Annotated in this window: 22 protein-coding genes; 20 read left to right on the plus strand and 2 right to left on the minus strand. The window is 60.7% G+C overall.

Annotated features, from left to right (window positions below; translation table 11 throughout):
* The first annotated feature begins 15 nt into the window (after positions 1-15).
* The 8 genes from AC1RDQ_RS25325 (at position 16) to AC1RDQ_RS25360 (ending at position 7048) form a co-directional block, all read left to right on the plus strand.
* Positions 16-201, plus strand: a complete 186-nt coding sequence (locus AC1RDQ_RS25325) for a Trm112 family protein (RefSeq protein WP_003179363.1) — start codon at positions 16-18, stop codon at positions 199-201.
* Positions 198-962: a 3-deoxy-manno-octulosonate cytidylyltransferase gene (kdsB, locus tag AC1RDQ_RS25330; RefSeq protein WP_090457217.1), complete on the plus strand. Its 765-nt coding sequence runs from the start codon at positions 198-200 to the stop codon at positions 960-962. Before AC1RDQ_RS25325 ends, kdsB begins: the two co-directional genes overlap by 4 nt.
* Complete coding sequence (locus AC1RDQ_RS25335) at positions 962-1426, plus strand: low molecular weight protein-tyrosine-phosphatase (protein ID WP_090457215.1); 465 nt, start codon at positions 962-964, stop codon at positions 1424-1426. The genes kdsB and AC1RDQ_RS25335 overlap by 1 nt, the downstream gene beginning before the upstream one ends.
* On the plus strand, positions 1423-2442 hold the full coding sequence (gene murB / locus AC1RDQ_RS25340) for a UDP-N-acetylmuramate dehydrogenase (protein ID WP_090457214.1): 1020 nt from the start codon (positions 1423-1425) through the stop codon (positions 2440-2442). Before AC1RDQ_RS25335 ends, murB begins: the two co-directional genes overlap by 4 nt.
* 241 nt (positions 2443-2683) lie before the next feature.
* Positions 2684-3154, plus strand: coding sequence for a (2Fe-2S)-binding protein (locus AC1RDQ_RS25345; protein WP_015096391.1), 471 nt, complete (start codon positions 2684-2686; stop codon positions 3152-3154).
* On the plus strand, positions 3151-5472 hold the full coding sequence (locus AC1RDQ_RS25350; protein ID WP_492588419.1) for a xanthine dehydrogenase family protein molybdopterin-binding subunit: 2322 nt from the start codon (positions 3151-3153) through the stop codon (positions 5470-5472). Before AC1RDQ_RS25345 ends, AC1RDQ_RS25350 begins: the two co-directional genes overlap by 4 nt.
* Positions 5472-6455, plus strand: a complete 984-nt coding sequence (locus AC1RDQ_RS25355; protein WP_492588420.1) for an XdhC family protein — start codon at positions 5472-5474, stop codon at positions 6453-6455. The genes AC1RDQ_RS25350 and AC1RDQ_RS25355 overlap by 1 nt, the downstream gene beginning before the upstream one ends.
* Positions 6452-7048 carry a nucleotidyltransferase family protein gene (locus AC1RDQ_RS25360; protein WP_218494403.1) on the plus strand — a complete coding sequence of 199 codons (597 nt, stop codon included), beginning with the start codon at positions 6452-6454 and terminating at the stop codon, positions 7046-7048. Before AC1RDQ_RS25355 ends, AC1RDQ_RS25360 begins: the two co-directional genes overlap by 4 nt.
* 187 nt (positions 7049-7235) lie before the next feature.
* Here the strand turns inward: AC1RDQ_RS25360 and rne are convergent, their stop codons facing one another.
* Positions 7236-10499, minus strand: a complete 3264-nt coding sequence (gene rne / locus AC1RDQ_RS25365; RefSeq protein ID WP_492588421.1) for a ribonuclease E — start codon at positions 10497-10499, stop codon at positions 7236-7238.
* Positions 10500-11201: 702 nt separating this feature from the next.
* Between rne and rluC the strand changes: the two genes are divergently transcribed.
* Genes rluC through AC1RDQ_RS25380 form a run of 3 tightly spaced genes read left to right on the plus strand, consistent with a single transcriptional unit; the run spans position 11202 to position 13827 of the window.
* Positions 11202-12164 (plus strand): 23S rRNA pseudouridine(955/2504/2580) synthase RluC, encoded by a 963-nt coding sequence (gene rluC / locus AC1RDQ_RS25370; RefSeq protein WP_007977058.1) that lies wholly within the window; start codon positions 11202-11204, stop codon positions 12162-12164.
* Positions 12151-12813: an HAD-IA family hydrolase gene (locus AC1RDQ_RS25375; RefSeq protein WP_057713711.1), complete on the plus strand. Its 663-nt coding sequence runs from the start codon at positions 12151-12153 to the stop codon at positions 12811-12813. The genes rluC and AC1RDQ_RS25375 overlap by 14 nt, the downstream gene beginning before the upstream one ends.
* 24 nt (positions 12814-12837) lie before the next feature.
* Complete coding sequence (locus tag AC1RDQ_RS25380; RefSeq protein WP_057713712.1) at positions 12838-13827, plus strand: S49 family peptidase; 990 nt, start codon at positions 12838-12840, stop codon at positions 13825-13827.
* Positions 13828-13881: 54 nt separating this feature from the next.
* On the opposite strand, the gene AC1RDQ_RS25385 is transcribed toward AC1RDQ_RS25380, so the two are convergent.
* The gene (locus tag AC1RDQ_RS25385) at positions 13882-14460 is read right to left on the minus strand and encodes a Maf family protein (protein WP_492588423.1); all 579 of its coding nucleotides are present in this window, start codon (positions 14458-14460) and stop codon (positions 13882-13884) included.
* 105 nt (positions 14461-14565) lie between these two features.
* On the opposite strand from AC1RDQ_RS25385, the gene AC1RDQ_RS25390 reads away from it, so the two are divergent.
* From AC1RDQ_RS25390 to mltG, 9 genes are all read left to right on the plus strand, one after another.
* Entirely contained in the window at positions 14566-15093 is a 528-nt protein-coding gene (locus AC1RDQ_RS25390; RefSeq protein ID WP_007942001.1) for a YceD family protein, read from the plus strand.
* A gap of 13 nt (positions 15094-15106) precedes the next feature.
* Positions 15107-15289, plus strand: a complete 183-nt coding sequence (gene rpmF / locus AC1RDQ_RS25395) for a 50S ribosomal protein L32 (RefSeq protein ID WP_003179396.1) — start codon at positions 15107-15109, stop codon at positions 15287-15289.
* Between the two features lie 4 nt (positions 15290-15293).
* Positions 15294-16304, plus strand: a complete 1011-nt coding sequence (gene plsX / locus AC1RDQ_RS25400) for a phosphate acyltransferase PlsX (protein ID WP_079246722.1) — start codon at positions 15294-15296, stop codon at positions 16302-16304.
* Positions 16305-16429: 125 nt separating this feature from the next.
* Positions 16430-17368 carry an ACP S-malonyltransferase gene (gene fabD / locus AC1RDQ_RS25405; protein ID WP_492588424.1) on the plus strand — a complete coding sequence of 313 codons (939 nt, stop codon included), beginning with the start codon at positions 16430-16432 and terminating at the stop codon, positions 17366-17368.
* Positions 17369-17384: 16 nt separating this feature from the next.
* Positions 17385-18125: a 3-oxoacyl-ACP reductase FabG gene (fabG, locus tag AC1RDQ_RS25410; RefSeq protein WP_090457205.1), complete on the plus strand. Its 741-nt coding sequence runs from the start codon at positions 17385-17387 to the stop codon at positions 18123-18125.
* A gap of 196 nt (positions 18126-18321) precedes the next feature.
* A complete protein-coding gene (gene acpP / locus AC1RDQ_RS25415; protein ID WP_003175607.1) occupies positions 18322-18558 on the plus strand; it encodes an acyl carrier protein in 237 nt (78 codons plus the stop codon).
* A gap of 109 nt (positions 18559-18667) precedes the next feature.
* The gene (fabF, locus tag AC1RDQ_RS25420; RefSeq protein ID WP_057713716.1) at positions 18668-19912 is read left to right on the plus strand and encodes a beta-ketoacyl-ACP synthase II; all 1245 of its coding nucleotides are present in this window, start codon (positions 18668-18670) and stop codon (positions 19910-19912) included.
* Entirely contained in the window at positions 19912-20727 is an 816-nt protein-coding gene (pabC, locus tag AC1RDQ_RS25425; RefSeq protein ID WP_492588425.1) for an aminodeoxychorismate lyase, read from the plus strand. The genes fabF and pabC overlap by 1 nt, the downstream gene beginning before the upstream one ends.
* Before the next feature lie 3 nt (positions 20728-20730).
* Positions 20731-21963 carry an endolytic transglycosylase MltG gene (gene mltG / locus AC1RDQ_RS25430; RefSeq protein WP_492588426.1) on the plus strand — a complete coding sequence of 411 codons (1233 nt, stop codon included), beginning with the start codon at positions 20731-20733 and terminating at the stop codon, positions 21961-21963.
* The last annotated feature ends 1 nt before the right edge of the window (position 21964 follow it).

The following is a 21964-nucleotide window of genomic DNA, read 5'->3' on the forward strand; positions in this document are numbered from 1 at the left end:
TTCCAGGGAATGCTCATGGACACCAAATTGCTCGATATCCTCGCTTGTCCGGTCTGCAAAGGCCCGCTCAAGCTCAGCGCCGACAAGACCGAGCTGATCAGCAAGGGCGCAGGCCTGGCCTACCCGATTCGCGACGGCATCCCGGTGATGCTCGAATCCGAAGCGCGCACCCTGACCACCGACGAGCGCCTGGATAAATGACCACAGCCTTTACCGTCGTCATTCCATCGCGTTACGCCTCCACACGCCTGCCCGGCAAGCCGTTGCTGCTGATCGCCGGCAAGCCGATGATCCAGCACGTCTGGGAACAGGCGAGCAAAAGCAGCGCCGAGCGGGTGGTGGTGGCCACCGACGACGCGCGCATCGTCGAGGCCTGCAATGGCTTTGGCGCCGAAGTGGTGTTGACCCGTGAAGATCACAACTCCGGCACCGATCGCCTGGCCGAAGTCGCGATGAAGCTGGGCCTGGCGCCCGACGCTATCGTGGTCAACGTCCAGGGCGACGAGCCGCTGATCCCGCCGAACGTGATCGATCAGGTGGCCGCCAACCTGGCAGCCCACGCCGAAGCGCGCATGGCCACCCTGGCCGAGCCGATCGAAGACGTGGACACCCTGTTCAATCCCAACGTGGTCAAGGTCGTCAGCGACCTCAATGGCCTGGCGCTGACGTTCAGCCGTTCTACCTTGCCCTGGGCGCGGGATGCCTTCGCCGTGAACCGTGAGCAGTTGCCCGAAGGTGTGCCGTACCGCCGCCATATCGGCATTTATGCCTATCGCGCCGGATTCCTGCAGGATTTCGTCAGCTGGGGTCCATGCTGGCTGGAAAACACCGAGTGTCTGGAACAGCTGCGTGCGCTGTGGCACGGCGTACGAATTCACGTCGCCGATGCACTGATCGCGCCGCCACCCGGTGTCGACACCGTTGAAGACCTTGAGCGCGTTCGTCGCCTGCTGGAGGCGTGATGCGGGTTCTGTTTGTCTGCCTGGGCAACATCTGTCGCTCGCCCACGGCCGAAGGCGTGCTGCGGCATAAGTTGCGCGAGGCCGGCTTGGCCGATCAGGTCGAAGTCGCTTCCGCCGGCACCGGTGACTGGCATGTCGGCAAGGCGCCGGACAAGCGCAGTCAGGCCGCGGCGAAGCTGCGCGGTTATGACTTGTCCGCCCAGCGCGCCCGGCAAGTCAGTCGTGCCGATTTCGCCACCTACGACCTGATCCTGGCGATGGACAACAGCAACCTGCGCAACCTCAAGGCCTTGCAGCCGGCCAAGGGCAAGGCCGAATTGGACCTGTTCCTGCGTCGCTACCAGTCGCCAGTCGATGAAGTGCCGGACCCGTACTACGACGGCGAACAAGGCTTCGAGCAGGTGCTGGACCTGATCGAGCACGCCAGTGATTTGCTGGTGATCGAATTGAAGGGACGGTTATGAGTTTGCAGGTTCAATCACAGGTTTCGCTCAAACCGTTCAACAGCTTTGGCGTGGATGTCCAGGCCCGGCTGTTTGCCCAGGCCCATAGCGACGCCGATGTGCGCGAAGCTCTGGCCTATGGGCTGGAGCACAAGGTCCCGGTGCTGGTGATCGGCGGCGGCAGCAACCTGTTGCTGACGGCGGATATCGAATCACTGGTACTGCGCATGGCCACGCGCGGGATTCGCGTGTTGAGCGATGAGGGCGGCAAAGTGGTGATCGAGGCCGAGGCAGGCGAGCCCTGGCATCCATTTGTGCAACACACACTGTCCCTGGGGCTGTCCGGCCTGGAAAATCTCAGCCTGATTCCCGGCACTGTCGGTGCGGCACCGATGCAGAACATCGGCGCTTATGGCGTCGAGATCAAGGACGTGTTCGCCGGCCTGACCGCCCTCGATCGCCAGACCGGCGAACTGCGCGACTTTACCCTGCAAGAGTGCAACTTCGCCTACCGCGACAGCCTGTTCAAGCAGGAGCCGGGGCGTTGGTTGATCCTGCGTGTGCGTTTCGCCCTCGACCGCGCCGCGCATCTGCACCTGGAGTACGGCCCGGTGCGCCAGCGCCTGACCGAACAAGGCATCGAGCATCCGACCGCCAGCGATGTCAGCCAGGCCATTTGCAGCATCCGCAACGAAAAACTCCCGGACCCGGCCGTACTCGGCAATGCCGGCAGCTTTTTCAAGAACCCTTTGGTGTCGTCGGCGCTGGCTGCACGGCTCAAGGGCGAATACCCGGACCTGGTGGCCTATGCGCAACCCGACGGGCAGATGAAACTGGCCGCCGGTTGGCTGATCGAGCGGGCAGGGTGGAAAGGTTTCCGTGAAGCTGATGCTGGCGTGCATAAATTGCAGGCGCTGGTGCTGGTCAACTATGGAGGCGCGACGGGCCTGCAACTGTTGAACCTGGCGCAGCGCATCCAGAAAGACATTCTCGAGCGTTTCCATGTCGATCTGGAAATGGAGCCGAACCGGTATTGAGCTAAGCTTTCAGGACGGATCAAAAAGCCCTGCACAATGTTTATTGTGCAGGGCTTTTTTGTTAATGCTCGGTTAACTTAGTCAGCTAACGATGCACACTCTTGCTCCACCAAAGGCCCGGTGCAGACCGTTTGAGTCAGCATAAGAGAGCCCATTAGCCTGAGTCGATCTGCGTGCGACCCACCGAGATCCAGCGGCAGATTGCTCGACCCCATAACTCAAGACCTATGCGGGCGTGCCCATGATTACCCTGAAACTCAATGGTCAAGACCATCAACTCGACGTCACCGAGGACATGCCGCTGCTCTGGGCGATCCGCGACGTGGCCGGTTACAACGGCACCAAATTCGGCTGCGGCATGGGCCTGTGCGGCGCCTGTACCATTCATATCGAAGGGGCTCCGGCACGCAGTTGCATTACGCCCATCGGTTCAGTCGTCGGGCAGAATGTCAGCACCATCGACAACCTGCACGCCGATCCGATCGGCAAAGTCGTGCAGCAAGCCTGGCTCGACACGGCAGTGGCTCAATGCGGCTTCTGCCAGGGTGGGCAAATCATGTCGGCGACGGCACTGCTCAAGACCCATCCGAACCCGAGCGACGAGCAGATCGAAGAAGCCATGGTCGGCAACATCTGCCGCTGCGGCACCTATAACCGTATCAAGACCGCGATCCGTCAGGCTTCCACTCACCTGAAGGAGGCCAAGGCATGAGCCGGTTACCGAATGATTTCACCCTGAGCAACCTCAGTCGCCGTGGTTTTCTCAAGGGCGTGGGGGCGACCGGTGCGCTGGTGGTCGCCGCGAGTTGGGGCTGGCAAGACGCGTTTGCCGAAGAGAAAGAGAAGAAGTTCGGCGCCGACGGCATGCCCCACGGCTGGGTCGACGATCCGAAAGTCTATGTGAGCATCGCCGCCGATGGCACGGTGACCGTTATCTGCAACCGCTCGGAGATGGGCCAGGGCGTGCGCACCAGCTTGACCATGGTGGTGGCCGATGAACTGGAAGCCGACTGGGCGATGGTCAAGGTACAGCAGGCCCCCGGCGATGAAGCGCGCTTCGGCAACCAGGACACCGACGGCTCGCGCAGCATGCGTCACTGGTACGAGCCGATGCGTCGCTGCGGTGCCGCCGCACGCGCGATGCTGGAACAAGCCGCCGCTGACCAATGGAAAGTGTCAGTCGGTGAGTGCCAGGCGCAACTTCATAAAGTCATTCATAAACCGTCGGGCCGCGAACTGGGCTATGGCGCGCTGGCCGCCGCCGCTGGCGCTTTGGCCGTGCCTGCGCGTGAAAGCCTGAGACTCAAGCAACCTGCGGAATTTCGATATATCGGTAAGGAAGGCACCAAGGCCATCGACGGTGAGGACATCGTCAATGGTCGTGCGGTGTACGGCGCCGACGTGCATTTCGACGGCATGCTGTACGCGACCATCGCGCGGCCTACGGTGTATGGCGGCAAGGTCAAAAGCTTCGATGGCAGCGCGGCGATGAAAGTCCCAGGCGTGGTCAAAGTGGTACAGATCGAAAGCCGTCCGTTGCCTTCGGAGTTCCAACCCCTGGGCGGCATCGCCGTGGTGGCGAGCAATACCTGGGCGGCGATAAAGGGCCGTGAGGCACTGAAAATCGAATGGGACGACGGCCCCAACGCCAGCTACGACTCGATTGCCTATCGCAAGGAACTCGAAGCCGCCTCGCTCAAGCCCGGCAAGGTGGTGCGCAATACCGGCAACCTCGATGAGGCCATGGTCAGCGCCGATAGCACGCTGGAAGCCTCCTACTACTTGCCGCATTTGTCACAGTCGCCGATGGAACCGATGGTCGCCATTGCGCGGTTCAAGGACGGTGCGTGCCAAGCCTGGGGGCCAAGCCAGGCGCCGCAGGTCACCCGGGAACGGATCGGTGAGCGCCTGGGCCTGCCGTTCGACAAGGTCACGTTCAACGTGACTCTGCTCGGGGGCGGGTTCGGGCGCAAGTCCAAGCCTGACTTCATCATTGAGGCCGCCATCCTCGCCAAGGAATTCCCCGGCAAAGCGGTGCGGGTGCAATGGACCCGCGAAGACGACATCCACTGTTCCTATTTTCACACCGTGTCGGCCGAATACCTCAAGGCCAGCCTGAACAAGGATGGCCTGCCATCCGGCTGGTTGCACCGTACGGTGGCGCCGAGCATCACCGCGTTGTTTGCGCCGGGCATGAACCATGAGGCGGCGTTCGAACTGGGCATGGGGTTCACCAACATGGCGTATGCGATCCCCAACATTCGCCTGGAAAACCCCGAGGCAACGGTGCATACCCGGGTAGGTTGGTATCGCTCGGTGTCGAACATTCCCCATGGTTTCGCGATCCAGAGTTTTATCGATGAACTGGCGCACAAGGCCGGGCAGGATCCGCTGAAGTACCAGATCAGATTGCTCGGCCCGGACCGTCAGATCGATCCGCGTACCTTGAGTGAAGAGTGGAACTACGGCGAATCCCCCGAGCGTTATCCGATCGACACCGCGCGCCTGCGCACGGTACTGGAGACCGCCGCCAAAGCCGCCGGTTGGGGGCGTGAGTTGCCCAAGGGACGCGGCCTGGGCCTGGCAGTGCATTACAGCTTCGTGACGTATGTGGCGGCGGTGATCGAGGTGGAGGTCAAGGACGACGGTACGCTGGTGGTGCACAAGGCTGACATCGCCGTCGATTGCGGGCCGCAGATCAACCCCGAGCGGATTCGCGCGCAATTCGAAGGCGCCTGCGTCATGGGCCTGGGTAATGCGGTGCTGGGGGAAATCAGCTTCAAGGACGGCAAGGTCCAGCAGGATAACTTCCATATGTACGAAGTGGCGCGCATGTCCCTGGCGCCGAAAGAAGTGGCGGTGCATCTGGTGACGCCGCCGGGCAATGTTCCGTTGGGTGGTGTGGGTGAACCGGGCGTGCCACCGATTGCGCCGGCACTGTGCAACGCGATCTTCGCCGCCACCGGCAAACGCGTCCGCAATTTGCCGGTTCGTTATCAGCTGTCGGGTTGGCAGAAGGCTGGCGCCTGATGGACAGTGCCGATCTGAACGTCCTGCGCAGCGTGTTGCAATGGCATCGCGCCGGTCAGCAGGTGGTGTTGTACAGCGTGGTCGAAACCTGGGGCACTGCGCCCCGGGCACCCGGCGCCATGCTGGCCCTGCGCGAAGACGGCATGGTGATTGGTTCGGTCTCGGGCGGGTGTGTCGAAGATGACTTGATTGCCCGGCTGCACGACGGACGCCTCGCACTTGACGGGCCGCCGGTGCAATTGATCACCTACGGCGTGACCCGCGAGGAGGCCGCGCGTTTCGGCTTGCCCTGCGGTGGCACCTTGCGCTTGACCGAGGAGCGTATCGACGATGGGGATTGGGTCGAGCAATTGCTCGCCCGTTGCGAGGCCCATGAAATCGTTGCGCGTGAACTGAACCTGACCACCGGCGAAGTACTTTTGCAGCCGGCCAGTAAAGATGACGTGTTGACGTTCGACGGGCAGACCCTGCGGGTGATCCATGGCCCGCGCTGGCGCTTGCTGCTGATCGGCGCGGGGCAGCTGTCGCGCTATGTGGCGGAAATGGCCCGGCTGCTGGATTTCGAGGTGCTGATTTGCGACCCGCGTAGTGAGTTCGTCTATGGCTGGGAGGAACAGCACGGACGATTTGTTTCGGGCATGCCAGATGAGGCGGTATTGAATATCCAGACCGATGAACGCACGGCTATCGTGGCCTTGACCCATGATCCGCGTCTGGATGACATGGCGCTGCTCACGGCCCTGGATTCCAGGGCTTTTTACGTCGGAGCGCTGGGATCGCGGGTCAACAGCCAGAAGCGCCGGGAAAACCTGGCTCAACTGGGGTTGTCGCAATCGGCGATTGACCGCTTGCATGGTCCGATCGGTTTGCACATCGGCAGTCATAATCCAGCGGAAATTGCCTTGTCGCTCATAGCGGAAATCGTGGCGGTCAAAAACGGCATCGAACTGAAACAGAAGAAAGTCCTGCGGGAGAGCGTATGAGCAAATCCATCGGCGTTATCGTGTTGGCGGCGGGGCAGGGCAGCCGGTTTCGTCAGGTGGCGGGTGCCGAAAAGGATAAATTGGTGGCCGATTGCATCGGGCGTGACGGCGTGGTGCGGTCCGTCATCGAGCACACATTGGTCAACCTGCCGGCGACGCTGGACAAGCGCGTACTGGTGACCACTGCTGACCGCCCGCAAGTGATTCGCATGGCTCAGGCCTATGGCTGCGAGATTGTGCTGATCGAATCGACGGGAATGGGCGACAGCATTGCCGCGGGAGTCGCTGCCTGCAAGCAACTCGATGGCTGGCTGATGGTGCTGGGGGATATGCCGTTCATCCTGCCATCGAGTATCGAGCAAGTGGTGGCGGGGATTGGCGATGACAGTATCAGCGTGCCCGTGCAGGACGGCGGGTACGGGCATCCGGTCGGGTTCGGACGGGACTTCGCGGCGGGGTTGATGGCGTTATCGGGGGATCGCGGCGCCAAGCCGCTGTTCGCCCAAGGCCGGGTGGTTGAAGTGAGCGTGGATGATCCTGGTGTGGTGTGGGATGTGGATGTGCCTGAAGCACTAACCTTCAGGCCAGCATAGATCCTTGTGGGAGCGAGCTTGCTCGCGATAGCGGTGGATCAGCTAGCACCAATGTTGAATGTCATTCCGCCATCGCGAGCAATCGAGCGTCGACCGGCTGCACCCACAGGGGAATGGTGTGATTTCACAGATGTAAAAAAAGCCCCGCCTGGGATCACCAGGCGGGGCTTTTTAGTGGCCGATGGAATCAGACGAGAGGTTTAGGCTCGTGCTCTTTTTCCAGGGCTTGCTCGTGTTGCTCTACCGCTTCCTGAACGGAGCGCGGTGCTTCGTGGATCACCGACTCAACCGGCTCGGCAGCCACTTCGGCAGCCGGGGCAGGAGCTGCCTCAACCACTTCAGCAGCAACCGGTGCAGGCTCGGCGGCGACAACCGCTTCAGCTGGAGCCGCAGCGGCAGCCAGTTCAGCTTCCTTCTGCAGACGCTCGGCTTCACGCTTGCGACGACGCACTTCACGCGGGTCGTTAGGCGCACGGCCACTTGGCGTCAGGGCGCTGGCAGGAGCGGCTTCGACTACCGGAGCAGGTGCCTGGGCAACGACCGGTGCTTCAACGACTGGCGCTTCAACCACCGGTGCTGGAGCCGGTTCTGCTGCGGCAACCACCGGCTCGGAAACCATGGTTTCAGCCACTTGGGTTTCAGCGGCAGGTGCAGCGGCTTCAGCGACGGCTGGCTCGGCAACCCAGTTGAATGCGGTTTGCTCTTCGCGAACTTCACGCACGGTGTCTGTCACGGTTTCAACAACCGCTTCCGCAGCCTGGGCAGGTGCTTCTACCACTGGCGCTGGCTCGGCAGCCGCTTCAACAGCAGGCTGAGCTTCTGGCGCTGGCGCCACTTCGATTTCCGGCGAGGCGGTGACTTCGACCGGTGTGGTCGCTTCAACGACTGGTGCTTCAACCGGAGCTGCTTCCAGGGTCGCGGCAGTGGCGCGTTCGGCTTGCACATTGGCTTCAGCTTCTGCTGGAGCGCTGATCACGCTGCTGGCAACAGCTGCGGTGACAGCCAGTCCGGCGGCCAGATCGGCAGTGCTTGGCGCTTCAGCGTTTTCGCCGGACTCGGACTCTTCCGAACCTTCGATCACGTTACCGTTGGCGTCACGCTGACGCTCGCGACGGTTGCTGCGACGACGCTGACCGCGGGAGCGGCGGCGTGGACGATCGCCTTCGGCGCTTTCCTGACCGTCTTCCGACAATTGCTCTTCGTTGGTGGTCAGTTCTTCTTCAGTTGCGGCTGCGGCAGCTTGTTCGGCACGTGGCTGACGTTCTTCACGCGGTGGGCGTGGCGCGCGTTCTTCACGTGGCTGACGAGCCGGGCGTTCTTCAGCGGTAGCTGCCGTAGCGGTAGCAGCGGCGGCCGGAGCAGCCGGAGCGGCATCCAGAGGCTCGCGCAGTTCACGAACGCGTTCTTCACGCTCGCCACGTGGCTTGCGATCTTCACGCGGAGCGCGCGGTGCACGTTCTTCACGAGGCGCGCGTGGTGCGCGTTCTTCGCGGGCTACCGCTGGCGTTTCTTCGCGGGTTTCGCGAGGTTCACGCACTTCCCGTGGCTGACGCTCTTCACGCGGCTCACGTGGTGCGCGTTCTTCACGCGGTGCACGCTCTTCGCGAGGCTTGCGCTCTTCATCGCGGCGACCGTTACGGTTGCGGCTCTGCTGGCGACCGTTGCGACGCTCTTCGTTGCGGGCCGGACGCTCGGCGGCAGGTTTTTCAACCACAACCGGTGCGGCAGGCTCTTCCTTGGTGGCGAACAGGCTCACCAGCGACTTCACCAGGCCTTTGAACAGGCTTGGCTCCGGTACGGCGGCCGGGGCAGGGGCTGGAGCGGCCACCTCTGTTGGCACAGGAGCGTTGGCACGGGCCGGGGCCGTTTTGACCGCAGCTTCCTGGCGAACCAGGGTGCGGGTCGCAGCGGCTGGCTGGACTTCTTCGACTTCGGCAGCGGCAGCGGCGATTTCGTAGCTGGACTGGTTGGTCGCGGCTTCCGGGCTGTCGTCACGCAGGCGCTGTACTTCGAAGTGCGGCGTTTCGAGGTGATCGTTCGGCAGGATGACGATGCGGGCGCGGGTGCGCAGTTCGATCTTGGTGATCGAGTTGCGTTTTTCGTTGAGCAGGAACGCCGCCACCGGGATCGGCACTTGTGCACGAACTTCGGCGGTACGGTCTTTCAGGGCTTCTTCTTCGATCAGGCGCAGGATCGCCAGGGACAGCGATTCAACGTCACGGATGATGCCGGTGCCGTTGCAACGCGGGCAGACGATACCGCTGCTTTCACCCAGGGATGGACGCAGGCGCTGACGGGACATTTCCAGCAGGCCGAAGCGCGAAATGCGACCGACTTGCACGCGAGCGCGGTCGGCTTCCAGGCATTCGCGGACTTTTTCTTCCACGGCGCGCTGGTTCTTGGCAGGGGTCATGTCGATGAAGTCGATGACGATCAGGCCGCCGATGTCGCGCAGGCGCAACTGACGGGCGATTTCCTCGGCCGCTTCAAGGTTGGTTTGCAGCGCGGTTTCTTCGATGTCGCTGCCTTTGGTGGCACGCGCCGAGTTGATGTCGATGGACACCAGGGCCTCGGTCGGATCGATCACGATGGAACCGCCGGAAGGCAGTTCGACAACGCGCTGGAAAGCGGTTTCGATCTGGCTTTCGATCTGGAAACGGTTGAACAGCGGAACGCTGTCTTCGTACAGCTTGATCTTGCTGGCGTACTGCGGCATTACCTGGCGGATGAAGGTCAGGGCTTCGTCCTGGGCTTCAACGCTGTCGATCAGCACTTCGCCGATGTCCTGGCGCAGGTAATCGCGGATCGCGCGGATGATCACGTTGCTTTCCTGGTAGATCAGGAATGGCGCGGCGCGGTCCAGCGAAGCTTCCTTGATGGCGGTCCACAGTTGCAGCAGGTAGTCGAGGTCCCACTGCATTTCTTCGCTGCTGCGGCCAAGGCCTGCAGTGCGCACGATCAGGCCCATGTCGGCCGGGGCAACCAGACCGTTCAGGGCTTCACGCAGTTCGTTGCGCTCTTCGCCTTCGATGCGACGGGAGATACCGCCGGCACGCGGGTTGTTCGGCATCAGCACCAGGTAACGACCGGCCAGGCTGATGAAGGTGGTCAGGGCGGCGCCCTTGTTGCCACGTTCTTCTTTTTCGACCTGAACGATGACTTCCTGGCCTTCGCTCAGGACGTCCTTGATGTTGACGCGACCTTCCGGGGCTTTCTTGAAGTATTCGCGGGAGATTTCTTTGAGGGGCAGGAAGCCGTGGCGCTCAGAGCCGAAATCGACAAAGGCAGCCTCGAGGCTTGGTTCGATGCGAGTAATCCGGCCTTTATAGATGTTGGCCTTCTTCTGCTCGCGTGCACCGGATTCGATGTCCAGGTCGTAGAGGCGCTGGCCATCTACCAGTGCAACACGCAACTCTTCGGGTTGAGTTGCGTTAATCAGCATTCTTTTCATGTAGTACCGTCGGTTTCCGGGCTGCCGGAAACGGCGTTCGGCACACACGACTTCTCACGGTCGGTGTCAGGTGCGTCGGGAGTGGTTGGCCATTTCCCGTGTCCAGCGAAGTCCGGCCAATGTGGGCCTTCATCGCGACGTACGCGTCCTGCTTGCTGTGGCTACTTAAGCACTCAGTCAGGAGGAGGAATCAACCAGCGGCTGTGGACGAGATGAAGCGTCTTGAGAAAGCCTGTTGCTACACAGTCCGGCGGTTGTGCATCTCCACCCTACACGTATCCCTGATAATTCGGGTGCTGCCGCGCGCAGAATCCGCAGCGGGTTGGCATTTACCGTGAGCTCCGAAAGGGGAGGTCACGCATCATGGCTAATTTAGGCGTTGTTTCCGATGCCTTCGCTCGGGGTCATTCGCAGCTGACTGCACTTTGTGAACTGGCCGTGAATATGGCTCGCAAAACGAGTGGAAAACTCTGCTTTGTGGCGTGATTCAGGCCTCATGTCACCTGCGCTCGTTACACCTGCAAACTCCACCGTTACGTAGCGAAAGCCCCGTAGGACGGCCTCGCGTCCTGGTGAATTGCGTTGGTCAGGGCCGGTTTTTGACCGTTGGTCCGCTGTCCAGGCCGCTTTTGGCGACGTTCGCGACTATAGCAGCAATGATTAAGTGCTTCAATTCCATAAAAAATTGTTATCATCCGCGCCATGACGACGACTACCCCCCCGACTCCAGGCGTACAACTGCTTGAGGTCTCGCCGGAATATGCCGGCCAACGCATTGATAATTTCCTTCTCGCCCGACTCAAAGGCGTGCCCAAGACCTTGATTTATCGCATTTTGCGCAAGGGCGAAGTGCGCGTGAACAAAGGTCGGATCAAGCCCGAGTACAAGCTGCAGGCGGGCGATATCGTGCGCGTGCCGCCGGTTCGCGTGCCAGAGCGCGACGAACCGGTGCCGCTGGCACAAGGCCTGTTGCAGCGGCTCGAGGCCTCGATTGTCTTCGAAGACAAGGCGCTGATCGTGATCAACAAGCCCGCGGGCATTGCTGTTCATGGTGGCAGCGGCCTGACTTTCGGGGTGATCGAAGCCTTTCGTCAGTTGCGCCCCGATTGCAAAGAGCTCGAACTGGTTCACCGTCTCGACCGTGATACGTCCGGCCTGTTGATGATCGCCAAGAAGCGCAGCATGTTGCGCCACTTGCACACCGCATTGCGCGGTGATGGCGTCGACAAGCGCTACATGGCGCTGGTCCGCGGTAACTGGGCGAGCTCGATCAAGCAAGTCCGTGCGTCGCTGGGCAAGAGCAATCTGCGCTCCGGCGAGCGCATGGTCGAGGTCGACGAGGAGGAGGGGAAGGAGTCCGTGACCGTGTTCAAGGTCCTGCGCCGCTTCGGCGACTTTGCCACCCTGATCGAAGCCAAGCCGATTACCGGCCGGACTCACCAGATCCGCGTCCATACCTTGCACGCCGGGCATTGCATCGCTGGCGACACCAAGTATGGCGACGAAGGTTTCAGCAAGGAAATCCGCGATCTGGGCGGCAAGCGCCTGTTCCTGCACGCCTACATGCTGACGGTGCCGCTCCCCGATGGTGGTGAGCTGAAGCTGCAAGCGCCGGTCGACGAGATGTGGGCCAAAACCGTGGAGCGATTGAGTGCGCCCATCTGACTACAAGCTGTTGATCTTTGATTGGGACGGCACTCTGGCCGATTCCATTGGTCGGATTGTCGAGGCGATGCACGTTGCCTCGCAGCGTTCCGGTTTTGAGCTGCGCGATGATCTGGCCGTCAAGGGCATCATCGGCCTGGGCTTGCCGGAAGCGATTCGCACCCTGTACCCCGAAATCGGCGACGCCGAGCTGATCGCGTTCCGCGAGCACTATGCTGAGCATTACATCGCGTCGGAGGCTGAGCCTTCGCCGCTGTTCGAGGGTGTGGTCGAGTCGCTCGAGGCATTTCGTGCCGAGGGCTATCATCTGGCTGTGGCGACCGGCAAGGCCCGTCGCGGGCTGGATCGGGTGTTGAAGTCCCATGGCTGGGAGAATTACTTCGATATCACTCGCGCCGCCGACGAAACCGCCAGCAAGCCCCATCCGCTGATGCTCGAACAGATTCTCGCCCATTGCGAGGTCCGCCCGGAACAGGCGTTGATGGTGGGTGATTCGTCCTTTGATTTGCAGATGGCGCGCAACGCCGGCATGGGTTCGGTGGCCGTCAGTTATGGCGCTCAATCGATCGATGCGTTGAGGTTGTATGAGCCGCGACTGGCCATCGACCGTTTTTCAGAATTGCATGCCTGGCTGAATCAGCGGGCTTAACCGGTTGTTTTTGGGGTGGATGGCATGACCGACGAATGGAAGGCGCCCGCCAAGGCAAGCGCAGAGAGCGGTGACGACAAAAGCTGGAAGCTGCTGGAAAAGACCCTGCTGGCCGGCATACAGGAGCAGCGCCGGTCCCGTCGCTGGGGGATATTCTTCAAGTTTCTGATTTTTGTGTATCTGTTCGGCGCCATTGTCCTGTTTTCGCCTCTGATGGATATGGAAAAGGCCGGCACCCTTAGTGCCAATTACACGGCGTTGATCGATGTGAGAGGCATGATTGCCGACAAGGAGTCGGCCAGTGCAGACAATATCGTTGGCAGCTTGCGTGCGGCTTTCGAGGACAAGAAGGTCAAGGGCGTCATCCTGCGCATCAACAGCCCGGGCGGCAGTCCGGTGCAGTCGGGTTATGTCTATGACGAGATCAAGCGTCTGCGCGGTCTGCACCCGGATATCAAGTTGTATGCGGTGATTTCCGATCTGGGGGCTTCCGGCGCTTACTACATCGCCAGTGCGGCGGATCAGATCTACGCCGACAAGGCGAGCCTGGTCGGCTCCATCGGTGTGACGGCAGCCGGTTATGGCTTTGTCGGCACCATGGAGAAGCTGGGTGTCGAACGTCGTACCTACACGTCTGGCGAGCACAAGTCGTTCCTCGATCCGTTCCAGCCACAGAAGCCGGAAGAAACCGCCTTCTGGCAGGGCGTGCTCGATACGACCCACAAGCAGTTCATCAATAGCGTCAAGCAGGGTCGTGGCGACCGCCTGAAGGACAAGGAGCATCCGGAGTTGTTCTCTGGCCTGGTCTGGTCCGGCGAGCAGGCACTGCCATTGGGGTTGATCGATGGGCTGGGTAATGCCAGTTCGGTTGCGCGGGATGTGATCGGTGAGAAAGAACTGGTGGACTTCACCGTTCAGGAATCGCCATTCGATCGCTTTTCGAAAAAGCTCGGCGCCAGCGTGGCTGAGCATTTGGCGATGTGGATGGGTTTTAACGGTCCGTCGCTGCGCTGATTCTGATGTGACATGAAAAACCGGCCTGCGTGGCCGGTTTTTTGGTATCGGGATTCAGGGAACCTGTACGCCTTCAGTCAGCAGCATGTCGATCAGGCGAATCAGCGGCAGGCCGATCAGGCTGGTGGCGTCAGGTCCCTCGGTGCTGCGAAACAGGCTGACCCCCAGGCCTTCGGCCTTGAAGCTGCCTGCGCAGTCGTAGGGTTGTTCGGCGCGCAAGTAGCGTTCGATGCGAGGTGCGTCGAGTGTGCGCATGTGTACGGTGAACGGCACGCAATCGACCTGGCAGCGCCCTGTCTGGCTATTGAGCAGGGCCAGGCCGGTGAGGAACGTCACGCTGGCACCGCTGGCGGCCAGCAGTTGTTCCCGGGCTTTTTCGAATGTGTGGGGTTTGCCGATAATCCGCTCTCCCAGCACGGCGACCTGGTCGGAGCCGATTATCAGATGAGCGGTATGGCTGTCGGCCAGGGCGCGCGCTTTCTCTTCGGCGAGGCGCTTGACCAGCTCGATGGCGGACTCACCCGGGCGATGGCTTTCGTCGATATCCGGCGAGCTGCAAGTGAAAGGCAGCTGCAGGCGGGTCAGCAATTCCCGGCGATAGGCCGAGCTGGAAGCGAGTAATAAAGGCAGCATGCACAACTCCATAAGGCGTGTGCGAATTCTAGCGAGGCTTCCAAGTGACGGACAGGGCTGAATTTCCTTTGACATGGGCGGGTGCATCCCTATAATGCTGCGCCTATGTTGAATGACCCGATTCCACCTCACGTTGACCCGCGCAAATTGGCTGATCGTGGCACCACCCTTCAAGGTGAAATGCTGCTGGCCGATTTGGAGAGACTCTGCGACCCGCTTTCCGACAATGTCGGTACGGTGCAGGCTAAATTCGTTTTTGAACGAGATGAACGTAAATCTGTGGTCATCCACAGCTTTATCGACACTGAAGTCAAAATGGTTTGCCAGCGTTGTCTTGAGCTGGTCACCCTGCCGATCCATAGCGAATGCAGTTACGCTGTGGTGAAGGAGGGTGCGAATACCCAGTCGTTGCCGAAAGGTTATGACGTGCTGGAACTGGGCGAAGATCCTTTGGATCTGCAGTCACTGATCGAGGAGGAGCTTCTGCTCGCCTTGCCCATTGTGCCTGCTCATCATCCGGAAGAATGCCAGCAGCCGGCGGGAGCAGATGAGCCCGAACCGAGCGAGGACGAGGTAACGCGGTCCAACCCGTTCAGTGTATTGGCGCAGTTAAAGCGTGACCCAAACGTTTAGGAGTTAATCAATTATGGCTGTTCAGCAGAACAAAAAATCCCGCTCTGCCCGTGACATGCGCCGTTCGCACGACGCTCTCGAGGCTAGCACCCTGTCTGTAGAAAAAACCACCGGTGAAGTTCACCTGCGTCACCACGTATCGCCAGAAGGCGTATACCGTGGCCGTAAAGTGATCGACAAGGGCGCTGACGAGTAATCACTTGTCCGCTCAAGTCATCGCGATTGACGCAATGGGCGGGGACTTCGGTCCCCGCAGCATTGTCCAGGCCAGCCTTGCTTGTCTGTCTGCTACACCCTCGCTGCACCTGACCCTCGTCGGTCAACCCTCCCTTCTTGAAGAACTGATCGCTGGCCATCCGGCTGTGGATCGCGCGCGCCTGTCAATAATGCCAGCGTCCGAAGTCATCACCATGGACGAAAAGCCTGCCCAGGCCTTGCGCGGCAAGCCCGACTCGTCGATGCGCGTGGCGCTTGAGTTGTTGCGTGATGGCAAGGTCCAGGCTTGTGTCAGTGCCGGTAATACCGGTGCGCTGATGGCGTTGTCGCGGTTCGTGCTCAAGACCTTGCCCGGCATTGACCGTCCGGCCATGGTGGCGGCGATTCCGACACAAAAGGGTTATTGCCAGTTGCTCGACCTGGGCGCCAACGTCGATTGCAGTGCCGAGCATCTGTTGCAGTTTGCGGTCATGGGTTCGGTGGCGGCCGAGACCCTGGGCATAGCGCGTCCTCGGGTGGCGTTACTGAACATCGGCACCGAAGACATCAAGGGCAATCAACAGGTCAAGCTGGCCGCGACTTTGTTGCAAGGCGCCCGTGGCATCAATTACATCGGCTTTATCGAGGGCGACGGTTTGTACCGTGGCGAAGCGGATGTGGTGGTGTGTGACGGTTTTGTCGGCAACATCCTGCTCAAATCCAGCGAAGGTCTGGCGACCATGATTGCCGGGCGCATCGAAGCGTTGTTCAGGAAGAGCGTAGCCTCTCGCGTGGTCGGTGCGCTTGCACTACCGTTGATGAAGCGCCTGCAGGCCGATCTGGCACCTGCCCGGCACAACGGTGCGAGCTTTCTCGGCTTGCAGGGCATTGTGGTGAAAAGCCACGGTTCTGCAGGGGTTCAGGGGTTTCAGAGTGCCATTCAGCGCGCCTTGATCGAGATTCAGGAGAATCTTCCCGAGCGCCTGCACGGTCGTCTGGAGGATTTGTTGCTTTAGGCGTTTTCGTCGGACAATGCTTAAATGTGACCGCTTGGTTCGATGGGCCATCCAACTGTCAGTTTCTTGCGTCCCCAAAGCGGGGCGCCAACTCTCCGACGACAAGATCATTAGGGGCTTGTTACATGTCTGCTTCCCTCGCATTCGTCTTTCCAGGACAGGGTTCGCAGTCCCTCGGCATGCTGGCCGAGCTGGGCGCGCAACATCCGGTTGTCCTTGAAACATTCAAAGAAGCTTCCGATGCACTGGGTTACGACCTGTGGGCACTGACCCAGCAAGGGCCGGAAGAGCAACTCAATCAAACCGATAAAACCCAGCCAGCCATTCTGACCGCCTCTATCGCCCTGTGGCGTTTGTGGCTGGCCGAAGGTGGTGCGCGCCCGGCTTACGTTGCCGGGCACAGCCTGGGTGAATACAGCGCGCTGGTCGCGGCAGGCAGTCTGAGCCTGGGCGATGCGGTGAAGCTCGTCGAGCGTCGTGGCCAGCTGATGCAGGAAGCCGTTCCGGCCGGGCAGGGCGGCATGGCCGCCATCCTGGGTCTGGAAGATGCCGACGTACTGGCAGCCTGTGCCGAAGCGGCGCAAGGCGAAGTGGTCAGCGCGGTCAATTTCAACTCGCCGGGCCAGGTGGTCATCGCTGGTGCCAAGGCTGCCGTCGAGCGCGCCATCGAGGGCTGCAAGGCGCGTGGCGCCAAGCGTGCCATGCCGTTGCCGGTCAGCGTGCCGTCGCACTGCGAACTGATGTGCCCGGCTGCCGAGCGTTTCGCCGAATCGATCGCGGCGATCGACTGGCAGCCACCGCAGATTCCCGTGGTGCAGAACGTCAGTGCCCAGGTGCCGGCCGATCTGGAAACCCTCAAGCGCGATCTGCTCGAGCAACTGTACAAGCCAGTACGCTGGGTTGAATCGGTCCAGGCACTGGCCGCCAAGGGCGCGACCAACCTGGTCGAGTGTGGCCCGGGTAAAGTGCTGGCCGGTCTGAACAAGCGTTGCGCCGAAGGCGTGTCGACATCCAACCTCAATACCCCAGACGCTTTCGCTGCCGCCCGTGCAGCGTTGGCCTGAATCAGGAGAAGCTTGCATGAGTCTGCAAGGTAAAGTTGCACTGGTCACCGGTGCCAGCCGTGGCATCGGCCAGGCTATCGCCCTGGAACTGGGTCGTCAGGGCGCCATCGTTGTTGGTACCGCGACCTCCGCGTCGGGTGCTGAGCGCATTGCTGCGACCCTGAAGGAAAACGGTATTCAGGGCACTGGCCTGGAACTCAATGTCACCAGCGACGAGTCCGTGGCAAGTGTTCTGGCGAGCATTCAGGAGCAATTCGGTGCGCCGGCGATTCTGGTCAATAATGCCGGTATCACCCGCGATAACCTGATGATGCGCATGAAAGACGACGAGTGGCACGACGTTGTCGATACCAATCTGAACAGTCTGTTCCGCCTGTCCAAGGGCGTTTTGCGCGGCATGACCAAAGCTCGTTGGGGCCGAATTATCAGTATTGGCTCGGTTGTGGGTGCCATGGGCAACGCAGGCCAAGTAAACTACGCTGCCGCCAAGGCCGGTCTGGAAGGTTTCAGCCGTGCTCTGGCGCGCGAAGTCGGTTCGCGTTCGATTACGGTAAACTCGGTGGCTCCTGGGTTCATCGATACCGATATGACCCGTGAACTTCCCGAGGCACAGCGTGAAGCCTTGCAGTCGCAGATTCCGCTGGGTCGTCTGGGGCAGGCTCAAGAGATTGCGTCCGTGGTCGCTTTTCTTGCGTCGGACGGTGCGGCTTACGTTACCGGAGCTACAATCCCGGTGAACGGCGGGATGTACATGTAATTCAAATGTGACGGATTGCTTCAAAAAAATGTCATACGAGCTGTCTAAAATCCGTTATAAAGCTGCAATCTATTTATAGGCAGAGGGTCACCGGGTTCGAGGAGTGAAGCTTTCAGTTGAAAAGCTGAAAAGCCTTTCTATACACTTACCCACTGGCCAGCTGCCTGAATTTGTCCATTAGGAGTGAAAACAAGGTATGAGCACCATCGAAGAGCGCGTCAAGAAAATCGTTGCTGAGCAACTGGGCGTTAAAGAAGAAGAAGTGGTCAACACTGCTTCCTTCGTTGAAGACCTGGGTGCCGACTCCCTTGACACCGTTGAGCTGGTGATGGCTCTGGAAGAGGAATTCGAGACCGAAATCCCTGACGAAGAAGCCGAGAAGATCACTACTGTACAAGCTGCAATCGACTACGTTACTAGCCACCAGGCGTAATAGTTTGTAATCGTTGCTCGCTGTCATGGAAAAACCGCACTGCCATCATGGCGTGCGGTTTTTTCTTTAGGCCTGATGCAAAGTCGTCATTTGAAAAAAGGAGAGTGCTGTGTCGCGTAGACGCGTCGTAGTCACCGGTATGGGTATGTTGTCGCCACTGGGCACGGATGTGCCGAGCAGCTGGCAGGGCATTCTGGCTGGCCGCAGTGGCATTGGTCTGATCGAACACACCGACCTTTCTGCCTATTCCACCCGTTTTGGCGGCTCGGTAAAGGACTTCAATGTCGAGGAATACCTGTCGGTCAAGGAAGCCCGCAAGCTCGACCTGTTCATTCAATACGGTCTGGCCGCAGGTTTTCAGGCGGTACGCAATGCCGGTCTGGAAGTTACTGACGCCAACCGTGAGCGTATCGGCGTTGCCATGGGCTCGGGTATTGGCGGTCTGACCAATATCGAAGAAACCGCCCGCACGCTGCACGAGACCGGCCCACGACGGATCTCTCCGTTCTTCGTGCCAGGCTCGATCATCAATATGATTTCCGGTTTCCTGTCCATCCACCTCGGTGCACAGGGACCCAACTACGCCATCGCCACGGCCTGTACCACCGGTACACACTGCATTGGCATGGCTGCCCGCAACATCATGTACGACGAAGCTGACGTGATGATTGCCGGCGGCGCCGAGATGGCGGCCTGCGGTCTGGGCATGGGCGGCTTCGGTGCTTCCCGCGCGCTGTCGACCCGCAACGACGAGCCGACCCGCGCCAGCCGTCCATGGGACAAGGGCCGCGATGGCTTCGTGTTGTCCAATGGTGCCGGTGCGCTGGTACTGGAAGAACTCGAGCACGCCAAGGCGCGTGGCGCGACCATCTACGCCGAGCTGATCGGCTTCGGCACCAGTGGCGATGCCTACCACATGACCTCGCCGCCAGCCGATGGTGCGGGTGCTGCGCGCTGCATCACCAATGCGCTGCGCGATGCCAAAATCAATGGCGATCAAGTGCAGTACATCAACGCCCACGGCACCTCGACTCCTGCAGGCGACCTGGCCGAAGTCAATGCGATCAAGTCGGTATTCGGCGAGCACGCCTACAAGCTGGCCGTCAGTTCCACCAAGTCCATGACCGGTCACCTGCTGGGTGCGGCGGGCGCGGTCGAGGCGATCTTCAGCGTGCTGGCAATCAACAGTCAGGTAGCGCCGCCGACCATCAACCTCGATGAGCCGGACGAAGGCTGCGATCTCGATTTTGTGCCGCACACGGCGCGCAACATGGATATCGATGTGGTCGTTTCCAACTCCTTCGGTTTTGGCGGCACCAACGGTTCGCTGGTGTTCCGTCGGTTCGCAGGCTGATGGACAGCTGGGTCGACGGTCAGCCGGCTGACGCTTTGTCGCTGAAGGATCGCGGCCTGGCTTATGGCGATGGTCTGTTCGAGACCATCGCCGTGCGCAGCGGCCAGCCCGTGTTGCTGGACCGGCATCTGTCGCGTCTGGCGGACGGCTGTTCGCGCCTGGCGATAACGGCCGAGCAGGAGCTGATCCGCAACGAACTGCTGGCCTACGCCGCGGCACTGGGTGACGGGGTGCTCAAGCTCATTCTCACCCGTGGCGACGGTCTGCGCGGTTATGCCCCCGATCCTTCGGCCCAGGCCCGACGCATTGTGCAAGGCAGTCCACCTGCGGCTTACCCTGCCGCGCATGGTGAACAGGGTGTTCGTTTGTTTCCTTGCGCCACGCGATTGTCCAGGCAGCCATTACTGGCCGGCCTCAAACACCTCAATCGTCTTGAACAAGTCCTCGCCCGTGCCGAATGGCAGGACACCGAGCATGCCGAAGGCTTGATGCTCGATCAGGCCGGGCGCGTAATTGAGGGTGTGTTCAGCAACTTGTTCCTGGTGCGGGATGACGTGCTCATCACAGCGGACCTCAAGCGCTGCGGCGTGGCAGGCGTGATGCGCGCAGAAATATTGTTTCAGGCCAAGTCGCTGGGAATTCCCACGCAAATCACCGATATCCCCCTCGAACAGCTGCAATGGGCTGACGAAGTCTTTGTCTGCAACAGCGTGTATGGTGTCTGGCCGGTGCGCGCCTATGCTGCTCTTCACTGGCCGGTTGGGCCGCTCACCCGTAAACTCCAAACCATTGCCCGTGTGCTACTGGATGCTTGATACGTGAGACGTAAACTCTTGCTGCTGCTGGAAACCGGTGTGGTTCTGGCGGGGCTGCTGATGGGTGCTTCAGCCTGGAAGATTCATTCGGCGCTGGTACAGCCGCTGAACATTACCCAGGAACAATTGCTGGATGTGCCCAAGGGCACCACGCCGACCCGCACCCTCTACCGACTCGAAGCCAACGGCGTCATCAAGGACGCATTCTGGCTGCGGGTGTATTGGCGCTTCAACCTCGCCAGACAACCCCTGCACAGCGGTGAATACCGCATTCAGCCCGGCATGACCGTCGAAGGCCTGATCGACCTGTGGAAACGCGGGGAAATGGTTCAGTACAGCCTGACCCTGGTCGAAGGCTGGAGTTTCCGTCAGGTCCGCGCAGCGCTGGCCAGGGAAGAGAAGCTCGAACATAGCCTCGACGGTTTGAGCGATAGCCAGGTCATGGACAAGCTCGGCCACACCGGGATTTTTCCGGAAGGGCGCTTCTTCCCGGACACCTATCGCTACGTGCGGGGCATGTCCGATGTCGAGGTGCTGAAAACCGCTTACGACCGCCTCGATGAAGTGCTCGCCAAGGAGTGGGAGAAGCGCGCTGCAGATACACCGTACACCGAACCCTACCAGGCGCTGATCATGGCTTCGCTGGTGGAAAAGGAAACCGGCGTACCGCAGGAGCGCGGGCAGATTGCCGGCGTGTTTGTGCGGCGCATGGCGATGGGCATGCTGCTGCAGACCGACCCGACGGTGATCTACGGCCTCGGCGACCGCTACAGCGGCAAGCTGACCCGGGCTCACCTCAGGGAATCGACGCCGTATAACACTTACATGAATGCGGGATTGCCGCCGACGCCGATTTCGATGGTCGGTCGCGAAGCCATCCATGCGGCACTCAATCCGGTGGACGGCAACAGCCTTTACTTCGTGGCGCGTGGCGATGGCACCCATGTGTTCTCCGACGACCTGGATGCCCACAACAATGCCGTGAAGGAGTTCCAGATCAAGCGCCGCGCCGATTACCGCTCCAGCCCGGCTCCCGCTACTGCGCCCGAGATGCCGCCAATCCAGGCTGAGCAAAACGGTATGCAGGAGGCCAAGTCTTCGCAGGAGCAGGCGCCGATCCCGGCCGCTTCACCGAACACGGCTCCCGAGGGGCTGCCACAAGTACCGGCGCAAGATCCTGCGCCAGCCCCTGAAACGCCCGAACCCGATGCAAGCGTACCGAAAAGCCCGCAATGAC

It is taken from the genome of Pseudomonas sp. GW823-FHT02E01 (genome assembly GCF_058797535.1).